The sequence below is a fragment of the Spirosoma lacussanchae genome, from assembly GCF_005870035.1.
Taxonomy (GTDB): domain Bacteria; phylum Bacteroidota; class Bacteroidia; order Cytophagales; family Spirosomataceae; genus Spirosoma; species Spirosoma lacussanchae.
In genome coordinates this window covers 1,546,167-1,564,948 of record NZ_SWJG01000001.1, presented here as the reverse complement: position 1 = coordinate 1,564,948, position 18,782 = coordinate 1,546,167, and the positions used below count along the sequence as shown (strand labels likewise).

The window sequence follows — 18,782 nt, the reverse complement described above, 5'->3', positions numbered from 1 at the left end:
TAAACCTGTCTAAACCTGTTCATTTATGAAGTTAACAACTACCCAATTTATTGGGTTGTCGTGGCGTCCTGTTGCGATGCTAACGGCACTTACGTTGTTGGGTCAGCCTGCTTTCAGCGCCCCCCCTATTCATCGCTCTGTTCTTGTCGACCCGGCTCAGGAGCGTGTCATTACCGGTCGTGTACTGTCGACCGATGACAACAACCCCTTACCCGGGGTCAACGTTGCCGTGAAAGGAACCAACCGCGGTACCACTACCGATGCCGAAGGCAACTACCGCATTGGAGTTCCCGCGGGCGGAACCGTACTGGTCTTTTCATCAGTGGGCTTTATCAGTCAGGAAGTTACGATTGGCAATCAGGCGACTATCAATCTTAGTTTGAAAACCGACGATCGCTCCCTGAACGAAGTAGTTGTTGTAGGATACGGTACGCAGAAAAAGAGCCAGCTAACGGGTGCTATCTCGTCGGTATCGGCAAAAGAAATCGCCGAATTACCCATCACCAACGCGCGGCAAGCCCTGCAGGGCCGGGCAGCGGGTGTTGACGTTATTCAGAACGGGAGTAAGCCGGGGGCCGGCGTAACCGTGCGGATTCGGGCACGGCGTTCCATCAACGCCAGCAACGACCCCCTCTATGTACTGGACGGGATTCCGCTGGCCGGGAACATTGACGACGTTAACCCGAACGACATTGCGGGTATGGAGGTCCTGAAAGACGCATCGGCTACAGCCATCTACGGATCGCGGGGCGCCAACGGCGTAGTTATCGTAACGACCAAACGCGGCAAACCAGGCGGTACGGTTGTAGCTTATGACGGCTACTATGGCACATCCACTTCGCTCGGAACTATCGACGTAATGGATGGCCCCCAGTTTGCCGAATACAAACGGGAGTCGCGCCGGGCGGTCAATGCCTATACGACCGATGCAGCTCTGTTTGAGCCCATCGAGCTGGATGGCATCGCCAAAAACCGGACAACTGACTATCAATCTTATTTACTGCGTCAGGGAAGCATCCAGAGTCACAACGTTTCGGTGCTGGGTGGCTCCGAAAAAACCCAGTTTGGCCTGTCGGTCGGGTATTTCAACGAAAAAGGGATTATCTACAATCAGGACTTTACCCGGTATAACTTCCGTCTGGCCATTGACCACCAGATCAGTAAGAAAATCAGGGTGGGACTTACGTCACTAGGCGCTTATGGCCTGCAGAATGGCGAAAACTTCAACCCCTACGGCGGAGCTCTCCAGGAAAATCCGCTCGGCAAACCGTATGACGACAACGGCAACCTGATCTTCCTGCCTACCTCAGACGGACTTCGAACGAACCCGATTGCCGAAATTATTCCGGGTGCGCAGATCGATCTGGTCAAACGAATCCGGATGTTCAACAGCCTGTATGGCGAGTGGAACATCATCGATGGCCTGAAATACCGGGTCAACTTCGGCCCTGATTTCACCAACCGGCGGGTTGGCCGCTTTGTCGGCAGCCAGACAAACGCCCGGCGTGGTGGTGACCCAACTGGCTTTACGGGCTATAACTACCAGTTCAACTATACGCTTGAAAACATCCTGTCGTACCAGAAAACGCTAGCCGATGTACATAACCTGAATATCACGGCGCTTCACTCGCTGCAGCGCGACGACGTGGAAGAAGGGACGATGAGCGTAACGGGTATTCCGGCCGAGACCCAGCAGTACTTTAACCTCGGTCAGGCCACCATCATTAACGGGATCGGTACCAACCTGACCCAGTGGACGCTGAACTCGTACATGGGTCGTATCAACTACGACTACAACGACAAATATCTGCTCACGCTTACCGCCCGCGCCGACGGATCGAGCCGTTTCGGTGTCAATAACAAATACGGCTTCTTCCCCTCGGCAGCGGTTGGCTGGAACCTCAGCAACGAATCGTTCCTGAAAAGCAGCACCTGGGTCGATCTGCTGAAACTGCGGGTTAGCTACGGCTCAACCGGCAACACGGCCATCAACCCGTACCAGACCCAGACGCTGCTTACCCGTACTACCTATGCGTTTGGCAGTGCGCCCGCTTATGGTTACCGTCCCAACAGCATTGGCAACCCGGATCTGAAATGGGAAACGACCACCACGGGTAACATCGGTCTCGACTTCAGCTTATACCGGGGTCGCGTGTCGGGTACGATTGAAGTGTACCGGGCCAACACCCGCGATCTGCTGCTGTCTGACCAGCTTCCGTTCACCAGCGGCTACGGAAGCGTACTCCGCAACGTGGGTAAAACCCGAACCGAAGGGGTAGAAGTAACCCTCTCGACGGTCAATGTCAGCACAGCCGGCGGTTTCCGATGGACAACCGACGTCCAGTGGGCCCGCAACCGGGAATCCATTGTTGAACTTTTCAACGGTAAGGTCGACGACATTGGTAACGCCCGTTTCATTGGTCAGCCTCTGACAGCCTACTTCGACTACAAGAAAATTGGTATCTGGCAGCTCGGCGAAGAATCGGCCGCAGCCAGCTTCGGTCGCAAAGTGGGTGAAATCAAAGTAGAAGATAACAACGGCCGGGCCGCCGATGGTACGCTAACGGGCAAACCCGATGGCAAAATCAACGCCGACGACCGGGTCATTATCGGGTCGCAGGTACCGGAGTTTACGGCGGGTATGACCAACCGGTTCAGCTTTAAAGGCTTCGACCTGTCGTTCTTCCTGTTTGCGCGGGTGGGCAGCACCATTCGCAGCGGCTTCCATACGTCGTTCAACTCGCTGGCTGGCCGGTATAACAACCTCGATGTCGACTACTGGACGCCCAACAACCCAACCAACGAGTTCCCTCGTCCTAACCAAGCGCAGGAGGCTCCGGTATTCCAGTCTACGCTGCAGTACTTCAGCGGCACCTTCCTGAAGGTACGTAATATCAACATTGGATACAATATTCCCGAGTCAGTTACCAAACGGCTGCGGATGAGTAGCCTGCGGGTATTTGCTTCGGCTCAACAGCCGTTCATCTTCTCGGAATACCGGTCTAAATACAAAGGCATTGATAACGAGTCATTCGATTCGGTCAACGAAAGCCAGACGCCAGCCGTCAAGCAATTCACGTTCGGAATCAACGCCAAATTCTAACTGCAACCTATCCATGAAAAAGTCATATTTATTGGTAAGTGCCTTAACCGCGGGCTTACTCTTTAGCACAACCTCCTGCAAAGACGTACTGGAAGAGGTACCTGTTTCGCAGGTAGGCGCTCAGTACATCAACAGCGCAGCCGGGTTCGAAGCCGCAGGCCGCGCAGCTTATTCAACTCTGCGCGATTTCTATGGCCGCGAGATTGGCATGAACCTGACCGTATTCGGTACCGACACCTATACGATGGGGGCCGATGGGAGTTACAAGTTCATGAACCAGTACCTGTCGCAGTTTGACGGGCGGGTCGACATCCTGCGTGACCTCTGGAACAATTTCTACGTGGGCATCAACACGATGAACATTGTCATCGATAATGCCGCTACGGTCACCGGTCTGGATGCCAACCTGGTCAAGCGCCGGGTCGCCGAGATGAAGTTTCTGCGGGCTCACCATTATTTCGTGCTGGTACAGACCTTCGGCGGTGTTGCGCTGATCACAAAAGGCAATCTGGAGCCAACTAAGGCGTTCAACCGGGCCTCGGTCAAAGATGTATATGCCTTAATCACCAGCGATCTGGAATCAGCCATACCGGATCTGGGTACGCCGACTTCAGACTACGGCCGGGCTACCAAAGGCGCGGCTGAACATCTGCTGGCCCGTGTCTATCTGACCAAAGCGACTTCAGAAGCTGCTGCCGCCGACGACTACGCCAAAGCAGCTACCTACGCCACGAACGTCATCAAAAATTACAGCTATGCGCTGCTGCCTGATTTCGCGAGCGTATTTGCCCAGGGGGGCGGTGAGATCAACAGCGAAGTTATTTTCGCTACGCAATACACGTCCGACGCCTTAACCAACATTGGTGTAGCTGGTGGTGCTTCCGTAAACGGTAACCAAACTCACCTGTATTTCGGTATGGAATACGACACGCAGGCGGGTATGCAGCGCGATGTACTGGGTGGCCGTCCTTTCAAACGCTATCGCCCAACGACGTATATGCTCGAAACGGTTTTTGCCCAGGCAAACCGGGTCAACGATTCGCGTTACAAAAAGACGTTTAAGGATACCTGGCTCAGCAACCGCCCTGGCACCTATACCAACATGTTCGACGATTCAAAAACGTCGCTCACGTTTGCTACCGGCGATACAACGATTTTCATTCCGGGTTTCGAGATGTCCAAAGCGGATCGGGCCAAGCGCAAATACCAGGTGCTGGTGCCGAGCAACTACCGCCCCAACCTGTTCCCAACCCTGCAGAAGTTCCTGGATCCCCTCCGCCCCGACCGGACGTACGAAGCCGGTAGCCGCGACTTCCTGATGTTCCGACTGGCCGAAACCTACCTGATTCTGGGCGAAGCGCAGTTCAGACTCGGCAAGCTCACCGAAGCAGCCGAAGCCATCAACGTAGTCCGTCGGCGGGCGGCCTGGCCGGGTCGGCAGACTCAGATGGAAATTACCCCCGCTCAGCTGAGTATCGATTTCATCCTCGATGAGCGTGACCGCGAGCTGGCCGGCGAAATGTTCCGCTGGTTCGATCTGAAACGGACGGGTAAACTGATTGAGCGCGTCAAAGCCTACAACCCCGATGGCGGTCCGAACATCAAGGATTTCCACGTGCTGCGGCCCATTCCGCAGGATCAGATCGACCGCACCACCAACGGAGCTACCGCCTTCCCACAAAACCCAGGCTACTAGTCTCGTTGGGCCATACTGAGCAAGAGCACCGGAACCCGCTCGTTCCGGTGCTTTTTGTTTCTGCCCCTGTCGGAATAAGTAGAAAAACGGCATTGGCGTCTTACACAGATACATGGGCGTATAGCATGCTCTGTTTAACCATCAGTATTCGGTTCAGCTTATACTGATTATTCCTAACCCTTATCACTATGAATGAAACTGTAAATAGACGACAGTTTCTGAAAACCACTGGTATTTCGGCTCTGGCTCTCACAGCCGGAGCCGATTTTTTGCTGGCTCAGTCAGCAAAAAAGTCTGGTTTGCAGATCGCTTATTCAGCCATCACCTGGGGCGGCAACGATGCCCAGGCCATTGCCGATCTGGCCGCCCTTGGCTACCGGGGTGTTCAGTTGCGAGCGAATACCTTTGGCCCCTACAAAGCCAAACCGTCAGAACTGAAAGCGTTACTGGATCAGCATAAACTGAAGCTGGCCATGTTCTCGAGCGGTAACGTAGAGATCGATCCCGCCAAAGAACAGAGTACCATCGATATGCACGTGGCTCACGCCAGCTTCGTGAAAGCCCTGGGCGGGTCGGCCATTCAGCTCACCAACAGCGTTCGGCCCAAAGACCGGCTTCCAACCACCGACGAACTGAAACGGCTGGCGGCCGTCATGAACGAGATCGGCAAACAAACTGCCGATATGGGCGTTCAGGCGGCCTACCACAACCACATGAACCAGCTCGGCGAAACGCCCGAAGAAGTAGATGTCATTGTACAGGCCATGAACCCGAAATACTGTAAGCTACTGCTCGACATTGCCCACTACAAACAGGGCGGTGGACAACCCGAACAGGCCGTGAAGCAGTATAAGGATCTGCTATATGCGCTGCACCTGAAAGACACTATGTCACCTCTGCCAGACAAACCCGACAATCCTAAAGCCTACAAGTTCGTTGAGCTGGGCCGGGGCAATGTCAACGTACCCGCCGTATTTAGTGCCCTTGACGAGATTAACTTCAAAGGCTGGGGCATCATTGAACTGGATGGCGTTCCTGAAAAAGACAAATCGGCAGCCCAGTGTGCCCAGATCAATAAAGATTACATTACCAAAACGCTTAAACACAACCTGTAAGCCAGTGCACCGGAGTTTACCTCTGGCCCCCGGGCGTAAATCTGAACACGTATGAAACACCTTCTTGTAGCCGGCATTCTGTCGCTGAGTCTGATAGCTGCCGAAAAACCCCAAAGCCCCAATACCCTAACCGATAAAGAACGGAAAGAAGGCTGGAAGCTACTTTTCGACGGTAAAACGACAAACGGCTGGCGCGGAGCCTACAAAGACAAGTTTCCGGATAAAGGCTGGTCCGTACAGGATGGGATGCTGAGTATTCAGAAATCAGACGGGTCAGAGTCGCAGAGTTTTGGCGACATTGTTACAACCGGCGAGTACGGCGATTTCGATTTGACGTTCGATTTTAAACTCACCGAAGGGGCTAACAGCGGCCTCAAATACTTCGTGGTTGAGCAGCAGCCGAAACCCAAAGGGTCGGCCTTTGGTCTGGAGTTCCAGGTTCTTGATGACGACAAACACCCCGACGCCAAGATGGGCCGCGATGGTAACCGAACGATCGGTTCGCTCTACGACCTGATTACAGCCACCGGAAAGAAAGCCAACCCCATTGGCGAATGGAACACGGGCCGGGTTGTGTCAAAAGGGCAGCACGTTGAACACTGGCTGAACGGCAAAAAAGTGGTCGAATACGAACGGGGCAGCGAGAAATTCCGGGAACTGGTTGCGATGAGTAAATACAAAGCCCCCGAGTATAACGCCAACGGCCGGTTTGGCGAGGCCAGCAAAGGCCACATCCTGCTTCAGGATCATGGCGATCAGGTATCGTACCGCAACATCAAGATAAAAACCCTATAAGACCGAGCCACAGACCCGAACAGGCAACCAGCCCGTCATCCTAATTCTGAGTATCAGCCAAGTAAAGTACCTGCCAGTCATGACTTTGTCTGAATAACGTCAGGCGAGTAACAGGCTGATGAGGGAGTAAAGGCATACATCGTATTTTATAAAACAGAGATACTACGTCACTATGGAAAATCGTCGCGATTTCATTAAAAAAACGGCTGTAGCCGGCCTGGGCCTGGCGCTACCGACGGCCAGCTTCTCGGCCAGCAGTTACGCCCGCATTCTGGGCTCCAACGACCGGGTGCGGGTTGGTATCATTGGCTTCTCAGATCGGTTCCGGCAATCGCTCGCCCCAGCATTTGCCAGCCACATGAAAGATACCAACTTTGCCTTCGTGGGTGTATCTGATATTTGGAGCCGTCGTCGTGACGAAGCCGAATCATTCCTGAAAGGAAAAAGCTGGGCTGCCGACAATTTTTTTAAAGCCCGCAACAACGACGAACTCCTCGACCGGAAAGATGTTGACGCCGTTATCATCAGCACCGCTGATTTTCAACATGCCCTGCACCTGGTCGACGCCGTTGAGTCGGGCCGCGATGCCTACGTAGAAAAGCCCTTTGCCGAATCGCTGGACGACGCCCGCAAAGCCGTAAAAGCCGTCGACAAAAGTAAAAAAATTGTCCAGGTAGGATCGCAGCGCCGGTCGGCCCCCAACTACCACGCGGCCAATGAATTTATACGCTCCGGTAAATTCGGCGACATTAGTATGGTCGAAATGACCTGGAATGTTAACCAACCCGGCCGGTGGCGCCGGGCCAAACTGGTTTCCGAAATCCGGAAAGAAGATACCGACTGGACCCGCTTCCTGCTCAACCGCCCCAAAGTAGACTGGGACCCGCGCAAATATCTCGAATACCGCTTGTTTTACCCGTACTCGTCGGGCATTCCGGGTCAATGGATGTCGCACCAGATTGATACCGTTCACTGGTTCAGCGGGCTGGAGCATCCTCGCTCGGTGGTGGCCAACGGGGGCGTTTACGTCTGGAAAGATGGCCGCGTCAATGCCGATACGTTCACCGCCGTTTTCGATTACGGCCCCGACAATGACAAAACCAAAGGCTTTCAGGTTCTGTACTCGTCGCGGATGCACAACGAAGCGGGTGGTACCAAAGAGTATTACTACTCGAACGGCGGCATGATTAATCTCGATACCAACAAGATCACTCCCGAAGGTGGCTTGAAAGCGAATTTCGCCAAAGAGATGGACATGCAGGCTAACCTGCTGCCGGAGATGACACTGGCCAACGCAGCCCGTATGGAAACGGGTGCCAACACCGGCGCTGACCCAATGACCTCATTACACATGCTCAACTGGATGGAGTGTGTTCGCTCGCGGAAAGAGCCCAATGCGCCCGCCCGGGCTGGTTTCAACCACTCGGTGGCCAACATTATGGCTACTACGGCCCTGCATACCGGCAAACGCGTTACCTGGGACTCGACCAAGCAGGATATGGTTACGAGCTAGTTCTGTTCTGACTAAAAAAGAAGGCGGGCGGTAAAGAAAATTTTCTTTACCGCCCGCCTTCTTTTTTAGTCCGTCAGTTATCGCTTAATCACCTTCAGCGTAACGGTTTGCTGATTGGCCCGCAGCCGCAGCAGGTACAGACCCGGAGCCCAATGGCCCAGCCGTAGCCGCTCCTCATGCTCGGTCGTGGTGACATCGACCAACGTGTTCAGAATGGCGCTGCCGCTCAGGTCGGTCAGCAGCAGTTGTACTGTCTGGCCCTGGGCACCCGTAATCCGTACTCCAAACTCCTCGCCAACGGGGTTGGGGAGCAGCGTCGCCTGTAGCGCGGAGCCGGGTTCGGCCGAAGCCCCCAGACGCCCCCCTGGGCTGGTGAACGCCAGGGTGAACGTCGTCCGAACGGCGTTACCCAATCCGTCGAGCGCAATAACGGTCATCAGCCGCTGATCGGGCTGGCTTACCGTACCGCTGATGGTGCGGGTGTTGCTGGTATACATCAGCCCGCGTGGCAGATCGCTCACATCCACCGAGGTTACTGGGCCCGAGAACGTAGCGGCCGGAATGGCGAAGCTAAAGAATTGGCCCACCGTGCCGGTTTGGTTCGGAATCGACTGCGCCACCGCCAGGTTGCCACTCGTATTTGGTGGGCTGGCCGGGCCTGGGTTGCTAAAGGTAAGGAGGAACGTGGTTTGCACCTGATCACCCTGTCCATCAAAAGCCGTTACCGTAATATACCGCTGGTCGGGGCTGCTCACCGTACCGTCGAAAAGACGCGTATTGCTGTAGTAGAACAGGCCACGCGGCAGGTCGCTCACATCAACCGAGGTTACCGGCCCGGAGAAAGTACCAGCTGGAATAGCGAAGCTGAAGAATTGCCCCACCGTACCGGTTTGGTTCGGAATCGACTGTGCTACGGCCAGACTACCCTGCGAACCTGTCGAGAACGTCAGCAGGAAGCCGCTGCGGACGCTGTTGCCTTGCCCATCCGAGGCCGTCACGTTGATATACCGCTGATCGGGCTGATTCACCGTGCCGCTGATGGTACGCGTGCCGCTGTTGTACATCAGGCCACGAGGCAGGTCACTCACATCGACCGAGGCTACCGTTCCGGTAAAGGCATTGACCGGAATAGTGAAGTTGAAGAACTGGTTGACTAAGCTGGCCTGATTCGGAATGGGTTGCCCAACCGCCACATTGCCGTTGTTTGGCGGAGGGTTACCCCCACCCGGCTGAATAGTAAACGTCAGCGTAGTGCTGGTGCTGGCGTTCTGCGCGTCGGTAGCGGTTACTGTAGCCGTAAAATTACCTGCCTGCGTAGGCGTACCAGAAATGAGCCGCAGGTCGGGTGGGGTCTGGTTCAGGCCGGCTGGCAACCCTGTAATGCTAATCGTGATGGCCTGGCTTTCCGGATCGGAGAAGGTGCCGTCGGGCAGCTTGTAGCTGAAAAACTGACCTACGCTGCCGGTCTGGGCTGGCAGCGTTACGTTGACCGTTGGCGGCAAATTACCACCCTGCGTACGGCAGAAAGCACCAAAATCGAACTCGTACGTAACTTCTACACCGCTCTGACGAGCCCGGAGCAGAATAGTTGTGCCGCTGTTGGGGTCCGAGCGTTTCTCGGCATCGATAGTGCCGTCCGGGTTCGTTGTCCAGGTCGGGGTAATCCCCAGTCCGAAAAACTCGATGGGCGTGCCGTCGCCCCCACTGGTCCGGAACGTAATGGCCCCGGTCTGGCAGTTGTACGTGGGCGCAATGAGCGCCAGTGTGCTAACTGCCGACGCCAGATTGAAACGGGCAACGCTGGGATCGTGATCGCTGTCCTGATCAGAGAACTCCGAATTGATATGCACCACATCCATCCGGTCGAGTCGATTACCGGTCAGGTTACTGCTAACCAGAATGTGGTCAATGGCCTGTGCGTTGCCTTCAAAATTATAGGTATAGCGTTCGTTGGCTGGCAAAGTCTCGACCAACGCGGTCAGTGGAGCCGCTTTCAGTATGTTGAGCGGACTGGCAAATTCAAAATCGTTCAGGTCGCCAGCCACAATAACGTTAGCGCTGGCATCGATGGCCAGAATAGCACGCACAAAATCACGTACTACAGTAGCCTGCTGATTACGCTGGGTTTCGCTGCTCAGAACAGGAGGCTGCACATTACCGAATAAAGGATTGTCGCCCCCTTTCGATACAAAGTGGTTACCAATAATGAATACCGTTTGCCCATTGAAGAGAAACTCACCAGCCAGCGGTTTCCGGCTTGCACTGTTGGCTCCAGCTCCGTCAAAGGCCGGATTCGTCGGATCAACCCGCCCCGGGTTGAATGACAGCTGTGGCTTGCCACCAACATTGTTGACAGTAGTGGCGCTGGTCGATGTCCCACCCGGCCGATCAACGAACGTAACCCGGGACGGATTGAACAGAAATCCTACCCGAATATTTCCGCCCGGCTCTCCGCCATCCTGGTTATTAACGGGGTTGATTTGCCGATACTCGTAGGTTGGTCCGCCAGCCGTAGTGATCGCATTAATCAGTAGGCCGAACGTCGTTGACGCATCCACCACTCCATTGTTCGTTGGCCCATTGTTATCCTGAATTTCTTCCAGCAACAGAATATCCGGTGAGCGCAGATTGGTAACGATTCGACCCGCAATGGCCGAAAACGTAGCATCGCCCGGGTCCAGGTTCTCCACGTTGAAGGTGCCAAACGTCAGTTGACTGGCCGTACCGGTCAGGTCCGTCACCTCTTTGGTTAATGTATTTGAAATCACCGTTGGCGATGAGGTAGCCAGCACCTCGTAGTTACCAGCGGCATAGTTGACAATACCGGTAATCGTATTGAACAGAGCACCGGTGTTGACCACCGGCGTGACAAAACTGTTGCTGGGCGGGTTCAGCAGATTGTCGTCGATCTGGATGCGCTCCGGGTTGAAGTCAGCTGCGCTGATTACGATACCTCCCCGGGCCGATCGGCCGGTTACGCTGGCGCCATTATCGGCCAGCACCCATACTTCACCCTGACCTCCCCCGCTGGTGACAGTAGGGCTTGCGGCTACCGGATTGTTTATCTGCACCCGCATTCCTTCGAGACTCTCGTAGAAATCGATTCCATCGGTTGCAGGGTCAAAACTGGCGAAGTTATCATCGTCAATAACTGTGGTTGGAATAGCCCGACCGCCCGCGCCCAGAACCGTTGCGGCTGGTAGTGTTTGACCTTCCGACAGTTCAGTTATAGTGGGGCTGGTAATCTGCGTTATAGTCAGGTTAGTCCCCGTTCCAAACTCACCAACGACTCCACTTACCTGAACACCGTCACCAACCTGGATAGTGGCAGCCGGTGCTGTACCACTTCCGGTGAAAACAAAAATACCTTCAGATGTACGGTCATCGGAGTCCGGGTCGGGGTCCTGCATATAAAATCCGTTCGACGCACGAGCCGTTACAATTCCAAGAACGTTAGTAACCGTTTGTCCTAGCAGGGGCGATGTATGCGAGGTGCCCTGTATGGTCCGAATTCGGGTGGCTGGAGCACTTTCATTGTCGGTAATGAGTACCGTTGCCAGATTTTCTGGGCTGGCCCCAACAGCGTAGGCGGACGAGCTGACCAGCGTTAGGGTAGCCGTCTCAGCGCCCTCCGAGTCGGCGTCGTCAACGGGCGTTATGGTGATATCGGCAGAAGCCGACCCAGCGGCAATGACAATGGTTCCGCCCAGGGTCGGGGTATAGTCGGTGCCATTCGTGGCTGTACCCCCAACCGTATAAGACACCGTCAGCGGATCGGTTGTTGAACCCGTCCGTGAGAAACGAAACGTGCCCGGGTCAGAACCGGCTTCCGCAGCAGTAGCGTCCGTAGCAGTCAGGGTTACTGTTGGCAGAGCTACCCCACCAGCGGTCGACGCCGTTACCGTCAGATCATCAATGGCCAGACCGTGGTCATTTCCTGTATCGTTCGCATCCGTCCAGCGGAGTAAAATCTGCTGACCAGCCTCTACCGGCGTTGCGAAGGTAATGGTTTGGGTCAGCGTTGTCCGGTTGGCGGCCAGGTTGCCATCCAAAGCACTAGCCGCAACGCCTGATATAGGACTTATAAAATCCAGTGCGTCTACGGGAGTACCCGTTGAACTGAGCGTGGGCGAAGCCCCGACAACGTAGGAAAATGTTAGCCGCTGAGGGCCTGCGGGTGGACTGCCCCCCCCAACGCGCCACTGCTCGCCAGTGTAGGTGATGGTTAACGAGGTAATCGCCGTGCCGGTATTATTGGAAAAAACGACACCAAAAACGGATTGCAGCGTTCCCGAAGCCAGCCCCCCCAACGCACGATCCGAGTTGCCGGCTGATCCGTAGCTATACGTATCGCCCGTGGTTGAACTCCCCGCATCGGCCGCATACTGTTCGTTATCACGGCCTCCTCCTCCGCTTTCCTGCAACAAAAACCCGAGAGGTAAATCCGCATTAGCAGTGCCGCTGGTGGCAAGTCCATTAAAATTCTGGGTGTAAGTCAGGTTACCCGCCGACAAAGACACCTGGGCCCGGGAGTCGGCTGGCCTGAGCAGCGCCAGCATAAACAACCCGCCCACCATCGTTGATGAAAGTAGTTTGTAAATTTTATACATATTGTTTTGGGTAGAATAAAAACCAGGATATGCTGGTTAATAACAAAGGTATGGCGGAGGTCAGGACCTCTCGTTAATAAATCTTTACGTTTATAGTATAAGTATAGATTCTTAGCAGGTGGACCACTGGTGTAATTTATCCTTTCAACAATCCGGCTCCAATCTGGCAGCTGAGGCATTTCTTCTGGGTGCAGAACTCATTATACAGTTCTATACCCGCCTGCGAGTCGAACGCGGTCTGAATGCCCATACCCAGTTTGTTCCAGCCGTCGGTCAGTCGGTTATGTTCGGCGGGGAGTTGCTCCAGCAAAGCGATGGCCCGATCGAGATAGGCGGGTTGGCCCCGGTGATGGGCATAGGCAGCCAACAGTGGCACAACCGTATTAATAAGAATATTCTCGGCCGACATACGACCCAGCGCCGGAGCTCCCCTATCGGTGGATTTCCCGAACCGGTAGTGTGTCTGCCAATACTCAGAGGGCGTAACCTGTAACCCCTGAAGGATTAGTTCAACATCGGTCGTTGCCACAAACAATGAGAACAGGCTCGCGTGCCGGGTAAGCAGCCGGGCCAGCTGAGCCAGCCGAAGCGTAGGGAAACTAGCCGGTCGAAGGCGGCCCCACTTCCAGGCATGAGCCGTCACCTGTAGCCCAGTCAGTTGGTATTTGGCGGCCAGAAATCGGTATTCCCGCTGCAACATGCCGCTGTATTCATCAGGATTGGTTAACTCATCGAGCAGGCCGGCAGCTCCAAATAGCATGGCTTCGGCCTGAATAACCTTGTCCCGATGCTTCAGAATAGCTTTCAGGGGGACAACCCGGCTAAGCTGCTCCATCGGCTCCGCATTCAGTTTAAACCCCATGTTTACGGCCAGCAGCCGATACGCCGTTTCTTCCCAGTCCGATCCTGTCTGGTCAAATATGGCCTGAACGCTGGCGGCTTTGCGCTCGAGCCGTTGCAGCATGGCTTTATCCAGCATCGACGTTATCAGCAGCGGTTGCACCGACCGAAACTGAGCAGCGCAGGGAATTGGCTCAGCGGAATCGTGAAGCTGCCCGAACCGATCGATCAGCGCCCGGTCTGTGAGGGGTTCAAGAACCAGTGTTGGAAGGGGTGTGCCATCGGTGCGCTCGACCCGGCGACTGCTGGCTGGCTGATCGTCCTGCCAGACGACATGCAGAATGACATTGTCGTAAGCGCGGTCGTGCTGATGCCGATGGGCTAGCCAGTCGGTAGTTCGGGTATGCATCTCAACGGTACCTCCCCATTCCTGCCCACCTATGAGCAGCCGCGCATTGATGAAATCGGGACCAGCCCCGTGGTTTCTGAAACCCGGATGCAGCACCTCAACCTGCTCACCATCGGTCGTGACGAGCAGGCTGGGGTTTATATACTGATATTGCCAAAGGAAATACAGAAACGATTCGGGCACGGTAGCTGGATACTGACAAAAAGGTCAGTTAGCACAAATATACACAAACCCGAAATTAGCCCACTACCCTTAGCATATTGCCTGTAAGTGACGGGCCATTTCCTGTTGCAAACTCACGGCCTCGGCCCGCGCCCGCCTGGCAAAATCGGTACCGCCGGACGCGTACAGGATACTACGCGATGCATTGACAAGCAGGCCGCCATCAGTTGTCAGCCCGTAGCGCGATACATCTTCCAGCGACCCTCCCTGCGCCCCTACTCCCGGAACCAGCAGGAAATTTTTGGGAGCCAGCTGCCGGATACGGCCTAACTCAGCGGCCTGGGTGGCGCCAACGACAAACATGATCCGATCGGGGCCTGCCCAGCTGTTGGCGGTTTCTATGACGGTTTCGAACAGTTCCTGCTCGCCCAGGCTTTGCCGCTGAAAATCAGCACTACCCGGGTTAGACGTCAGAGCCAGCAAGATGACCCATTTCCCTTCGTAGTCGAGAAAAGGCGTTACGGAATCGTGGCCCATGTAGGGCGCCACGGTAATAGAGTCGAAATGGAGTCCGGCGGCTGCAGGGTCAAAAAACGCCCGCGCGTACAGGCCCGACGTATTGCCAATATCACCACGTTTGGCATCAGCAATGGTGAAGCAGTTGGCCGGGATATAATCGAGCGTTTTCTGCAAACTCTCCCAGCCCCGGGGTCCCTGTGCTTCGTAAAAAGCAATGTTGGGTTTGTAGGCCACTGCCAGGTCGGCCGTGGCATCTATGATGGCCCGATTAAACGCAAAAACCGGATCGGGTTCTGTCAGCAGGTGATGGGGCAGCTTCTTGAGGTCAGTATCGAGGCCGACGCATAGATAGGATTGCTTCTGTGCAATCTGTTCGCTTAACTCCTGGTAGGTCATTCTGATAAAAAAGCCATAGACTAAATAGCTTCCGCCCAAAAGTACGAACTACCGGTCCGGTTTCATACATTTGTAGAAGTCTCCTGTATTCGTATCTACCAAATCTCCTATGCAAGTTCGGCAAACGGCCATTGAGGGCCTGATAGAACTGATTCCACGCGTTTTTGACGATGAGCGTGGTTATTTCTTCGAATCATACAACAAGCCTATGTTTGCATCGCTAGGCTTACCCATGGACTTCGTTCAGGACAACCAGTCGTTTTCTGTAAAGGGTGTGCTGCGTGGTCTGCACATGCAGAACGAGCCTTTTGCCCAGGGAAAACTGGTTCGTGTCATTACTGGTCAGGTGCTCGACGTAGCCGTTGACCTCCGTCCCGATTCGCCTACGTTTGGCCAGTACGAAACGTTCCTGCTGGATGCGCGTCTGGCTAATATGGCTTACATTCCCGAAGGGTTCGCCCACGGGTTTGTAGCACTCGAAGACAGCATTTTCAGCTATAAATGCACGAATGTATATAACAAAGCGGCCGAATCGGGGATTCGTTGGGACGACCCCGACCTGAATATCGACTGGGGCGTCAGTAACCCCATCGTCTCCGAAAAAGATCAGGAATTGAAGCTGCTGCGGGAGGTTTTTCCGAATGTAGTCGTCTAAATAAAAAAGGCACGGTACAGACCGTGCCTTTTTTATTTCTCATACATTTCTTCCATCACTTTCCGCCCTACTTTACGCGCCGACAGCGGGTTCTGGCCCGTTACGAGCCGTTCGTCAACCTCAATGTAAGGCAAAAATGGAATGATGCTTTTGCTATAAAGCGCGTTTTTCTGGCGAAGGGCGTCTTCGAGCAGAAACGGAACCTCTTCGTCGAGCCGAACGAGTTTTTCTTCCATGTTGGAGAATCCGGTTATCTGTCGGTTATTCACCAGCAAAGACCCATCGGACAGCTGCACGTTCAGGAGGCCGCATACGCCGTGGCAGACCGCGGCTACCATACCCCCGTTTTCGTAGATATCCCGGGTGATTTCCAACAGCCGCGGATTGTTCGGAAAATCCCACATGGTCCCGTGGCCGCCCGTCAAGTACAGAATCTGATAGTTGGCCGGGTCTACGTCGTCGAGCCGGATCGAATTGTCGAGTTTATCCCTGAATACGGGGTTGTTATACCATTTCTCGTTAACGGTATCGCGCCGGTCCATACTTTTCTCATCGATCGGGACGGGACCGCCCAGTGGACTGGCTATGTCGTAGGGCAGGTTACGGTCAGCCAGCTCGTCATAAAAGTGAGTGGCCTCGCTAAGCCATAATCCTGTTTTGTGCGGTTTGGTCGGATAATCGGTGTGATTGGTACACACGATCAGCGCGCGATAGATAGGGTCCATAGAGGGGCGGGGCTCGGTTATCGGTAGGCGGTAAAGTTAAGCGTGTTACACGAATCCAGCACAGGCTAGCTAAAAACTGGCAGGTCTGCTCATATCTTCCGCGTCGCTACAGGCCCCAGTTCCAGGTTTAATACGCCACGCGGACAAACGGCCGAGCAAATGCCGCATCCTACACAGGACGAGCGTACGATATCCTGACCCCGCTGCGCGTAGGCCCGCACGTCGATTCCCATTTCACAATAGGCGGAACAGTTGCCGCAGGATATACACTGACCACCGTTGGTCGTAATACGAAACCGAGACTTAAACCGCTGTACCAGACCCAGATAGGCCGCCAGCGGGCAACCAAAGCGGCACCATACGCGGTTGCCCATCAGCGGATAAAAACCGGTTCCTACAACCCCGGCAAACAGAGAGCCGATGTAAAAACCATAGGCCGAGCGCACCGAATAACTATCCAGAAAGCCCAGTATGGCAGGCTGCCCGGTAAAATACGTGTAAAGTACCAGCAGGGTCATGCCGACCGCAAACACCAGCACACTATGCACAATTACCCGCTCTGCCTTCCAGGCTTTCAGGCTCTTGTCTGACAGATGGCGGTAAGGATCTCCCAGCGTTTCGGCCAGGCCGCCACAACCACACACCCACGAGCAATACCAGCGCTTACCCAGGAAATACGTCAGTACAGGCACCGCCACCAGGGCCAGTACGATACCCCAAACCAGCATAAAGATGCCAAGCGAGCCGGCCTGTAGCTTTTCATTGATGCGGTAATCGAAGAAAAAAGTGTAGTCGAGGGGCCAGATATTCTTCAGATCCTGATAAGGCTGGTTGAGCCGCTGCATAATTTCCGGAATCAGGAAGGCAAAGCTTACCTGAAAAAACATGACTGATACCGTGCGCAACTGCTGATAACGGCTGTGCCGGTAGTTAACCAGCATGCGCACTCCCATGACCAGGATGACGAGGGTGTACAGAAACCCGTACAGAAACCACCGGCTGGCCGCACCAGCGTTCAGGGCGCGACTGATGGGATCGACCAGCAGCACCCAGTTGGTCAGGTATTCGGGGTAAAAGTAAAGCGCCACGTAAAAACCAATCAGAAAAACGCCAACGCTGATCCCGATCCAGCCCCGGTCAGTTGCCGGGTGCCGATATTGTCGATTGTTATCGATACCGGGTAGCCGTTTCAACCCCGTCAGGGCATAGATCAGCCCCCCGAGGGCGGCCAAACCCAGGCTCAGCCAGAACCAAAGCCAGACCTGACCATCGTGTAATACCCCCAGCGAGGCATTTTTTGTCACATCGAAAACGTAGTTGTCATAAATGACTTTGTCCCATGCTTTCTGCGCCCGTACCTCATCGTTATAGGCATCGACAGCCCCCCGGAAGTCACTGATAAATGACCAGTTGTTGGTATATACTTTGTTCGCCATGAACGCGGTCTGTTGGCGCAGGATGTTGCGGTGCTCAGGTTTTACTGACGCATCGAGTATAGAATCCGTGAGCTGGAACTGGCTCAGGGTTAATGTAAAAATCCAGAGGGCAAACCCGATCAGGAAAAGGGATAACCCCAGCCATTTGATCCGTTTCATGGTTGAGCTGATTTCAGACCTGAAAGTTACTCTAATTGTGCTATGCTTTTTGTATATGGCCGGTTGAGTTTTCTCAAAGGCGGATTAAACCTTTTTTGCACTATACCACTCTAATCATCGGCCAAACGACGGTTTTGCAGATTAAAATTTTACAATAACAGGACCTAGCCAACTATTAACTCAATAGGATCAGTATATTTGTTTGAACCGTAATGTACATATTCCATGAAAACCATCACCTATGAGTCGCTCCGGGCCGAGCATGCCTGGATGATCGTTTCAGATCAGCTTCAGCAGCGTAATAACATGCTGGCCAAAAGCATTTCCTATATGGAGCGCGACCCTGCCGAGCTACCAATGGCCAGCCGGCTCATGATTCTGCGTTACCACCTCAAAATGAGTTTGCGGCAACTGACTCACGAGGCCCGCCAGACTAGCCGGTCGACCCAGGAAGTAGCTCAGCTGCATCAGCAATGGCTGCATGTTCACCAGTTGTTTTTTCTGCTCCGCCAGATTGATCGTGAGCTAAACCGGGCCACCGGCGAGAATGATACCTTACGCAACTGGATGCATCAGCTTGAGGGCCGCGTGTATCGATCAGCCCTTGTCCATCTGAATTAATACGAACCAGCCACAAAAAAGCGATACA

The 18,782-nt window shown here is 54.3% G+C and carries 12 protein-coding genes; 7 read left to right on the top strand and 5 right to left on the bottom strand.

Annotated elements, in window-relative coordinates; all coding sequences use genetic code 11:
* Positions 1-25: 25 nt before the first annotated feature.
* The 5 genes from FBR45_RS06470 (at position 26) to FBR45_RS06450 (ending at position 8,222) form a co-directional block, all read left to right on the top strand.
* Positions 26-3,103, top strand: a complete 3,078-nt coding sequence (locus tag FBR45_RS06470; protein ID WP_138500413.1) for a SusC/RagA family TonB-linked outer membrane protein — start codon at positions 26-28, stop codon at positions 3,101-3,103.
* A 13-nt stretch (positions 3,104-3,116) separates the two neighbouring features.
* Positions 3,117-4,799 (top strand): RagB/SusD family nutrient uptake outer membrane protein, encoded by a 1,683-nt coding sequence (locus FBR45_RS06465; RefSeq protein WP_138500411.1) that lies wholly within the window; start codon positions 3,117-3,119, stop codon positions 4,797-4,799.
* A gap of 188 nt (positions 4,800-4,987) precedes the next feature.
* Positions 4,988-5,914 carry a sugar phosphate isomerase/epimerase family protein gene (locus FBR45_RS06460; RefSeq protein ID WP_077920257.1) on the top strand — a complete coding sequence of 309 codons (927 nt, stop codon included), beginning with the start codon at positions 4,988-4,990 and terminating at the stop codon, positions 5,912-5,914.
* 51 nt (positions 5,915-5,965) lie between these two features.
* Positions 5,966-6,709: a 3-keto-disaccharide hydrolase gene (locus FBR45_RS06455; protein WP_138500409.1), complete on the top strand. Its 744-nt coding sequence runs from the start codon at positions 5,966-5,968 to the stop codon at positions 6,707-6,709.
* 172 nt (positions 6,710-6,881) lie between these two features.
* A complete protein-coding gene (locus FBR45_RS06450; protein ID WP_138500407.1) occupies positions 6,882-8,222 on the top strand; it encodes a Gfo/Idh/MocA family protein in 1,341 nt (446 codons plus the stop codon).
* A 77-nt stretch (positions 8,223-8,299) separates the two neighbouring features.
* Here FBR45_RS06450 and FBR45_RS06445 read toward each other — a convergent pair whose 3' ends face one another.
* The 3 genes from FBR45_RS06445 to pyrF form a co-directional block, all read right to left on the bottom strand.
* A complete protein-coding gene (locus FBR45_RS06445) occupies positions 8,300-12,832 on the bottom strand; it encodes a putative Ig domain-containing protein (RefSeq protein ID WP_138500405.1) in 4,533 nt (1,510 codons plus the stop codon).
* A gap of 136 nt (positions 12,833-12,968) precedes the next feature.
* The gene (locus FBR45_RS06440) at positions 12,969-14,264 is read right to left on the bottom strand and encodes a DUF2851 family protein (protein WP_138500403.1); all 1,296 of its coding nucleotides are present in this window, start codon (positions 14,262-14,264) and stop codon (positions 12,969-12,971) included.
* A 69-nt stretch (positions 14,265-14,333) separates the two neighbouring features.
* Positions 14,334-15,158: an orotidine-5'-phosphate decarboxylase gene (pyrF, locus tag FBR45_RS06435; RefSeq protein ID WP_138500401.1), complete on the bottom strand. Its 825-nt coding sequence runs from the start codon at positions 15,156-15,158 to the stop codon at positions 14,334-14,336.
* A gap of 109 nt (positions 15,159-15,267) precedes the next feature.
* Here pyrF and rfbC point away from each other — a divergent pair, with 109 nt between their 5' ends.
* Positions 15,268-15,813, top strand: coding sequence for a dTDP-4-dehydrorhamnose 3,5-epimerase (rfbC, locus tag FBR45_RS06430; protein WP_138500398.1), 546 nt, complete (start codon positions 15,268-15,270; stop codon positions 15,811-15,813).
* Between the two features lie 32 nt (positions 15,814-15,845).
* Here rfbC and FBR45_RS06425 read toward each other — a convergent pair whose 3' ends face one another.
* Together FBR45_RS06425 and FBR45_RS06420 are read right to left on the bottom strand one after the other, a co-directional pair.
* Positions 15,846-16,538 carry a type 1 glutamine amidotransferase domain-containing protein gene (locus tag FBR45_RS06425; protein WP_138500396.1) on the bottom strand — a complete coding sequence of 231 codons (693 nt, stop codon included), beginning with the start codon at positions 16,536-16,538 and terminating at the stop codon, positions 15,846-15,848.
* Positions 16,539-16,627: 89 nt separating this feature from the next.
* On the bottom strand, positions 16,628-18,133 hold the full coding sequence (locus FBR45_RS06420; protein WP_138500394.1) for a 4Fe-4S binding protein: 1,506 nt from the start codon (positions 18,131-18,133) through the stop codon (positions 16,628-16,630).
* A 225-nt stretch (positions 18,134-18,358) separates the two neighbouring features.
* Between FBR45_RS06420 and FBR45_RS06415 the strand changes: the two genes are divergently transcribed.
* Positions 18,359-18,754 (top strand): hypothetical protein, encoded by a 396-nt coding sequence (locus FBR45_RS06415; protein ID WP_077920266.1) that lies wholly within the window; start codon positions 18,359-18,361, stop codon positions 18,752-18,754.
* The last annotated feature ends 28 nt before the right edge of the window (positions 18,755-18,782 follow it).

Excerpts from the sequence above, each read along its gene's own strand:
- FBR45_RS06455 (WP_138500409.1), top strand. The coding sequence starts at position 5,966 with ATGAAACACCTTCTTGTAGCCGGCATTCTGTCGCTGAGTCTGATAGCT.
- FBR45_RS06470 (WP_138500413.1), top strand. The coding sequence starts at position 26 with ATGAAGTTAACAACTACCCAATTTATTGGGTTGTCGTGGCGTCCTGTT.
- FBR45_RS06415 (WP_077920266.1), top strand. The coding sequence starts at position 18,359 with ATGAAAACCATCACCTATGAGTCGCTCCGGGCCGAGCATGCCTGGATG.
- FBR45_RS06450 (WP_138500407.1), top strand. The coding sequence starts at position 6,882 with ATGGAAAATCGTCGCGATTTCATTAAAAAAACGGCTGTAGCCGGCCTG.
- FBR45_RS06420 (WP_138500394.1), bottom strand. The coding sequence starts at position 18,133 with ATGAAACGGATCAAATGGCTGGGGTTATCCCTTTTCCTGATCGGGTTT.
- FBR45_RS06465 (WP_138500411.1), top strand. The coding sequence starts at position 3,117 with ATGAAAAAGTCATATTTATTGGTAAGTGCCTTAACCGCGGGCTTACTC.
- FBR45_RS06460 (WP_077920257.1), top strand. The coding sequence starts at position 4,988 with ATGAATGAAACTGTAAATAGACGACAGTTTCTGAAAACCACTGGTATT.
- FBR45_RS06445 (WP_138500405.1), bottom strand. The coding sequence starts at position 12,832 with ATGTATAAAATTTACAAACTACTTTCATCAACGATGGTGGGCGGGTTG.
- pyrF (WP_138500401.1), bottom strand. The coding sequence starts at position 15,158 with ATGACCTACCAGGAGTTAAGCGAACAGATTGCACAGAAGCAATCCTAT.
- rfbC (WP_138500398.1), top strand. The coding sequence starts at position 15,268 with ATGCAAGTTCGGCAAACGGCCATTGAGGGCCTGATAGAACTGATTCCA.
- FBR45_RS06425 (WP_138500396.1), bottom strand. The coding sequence starts at position 16,538 with ATGGACCCTATCTATCGCGCGCTGATCGTGTGTACCAATCACACCGAT.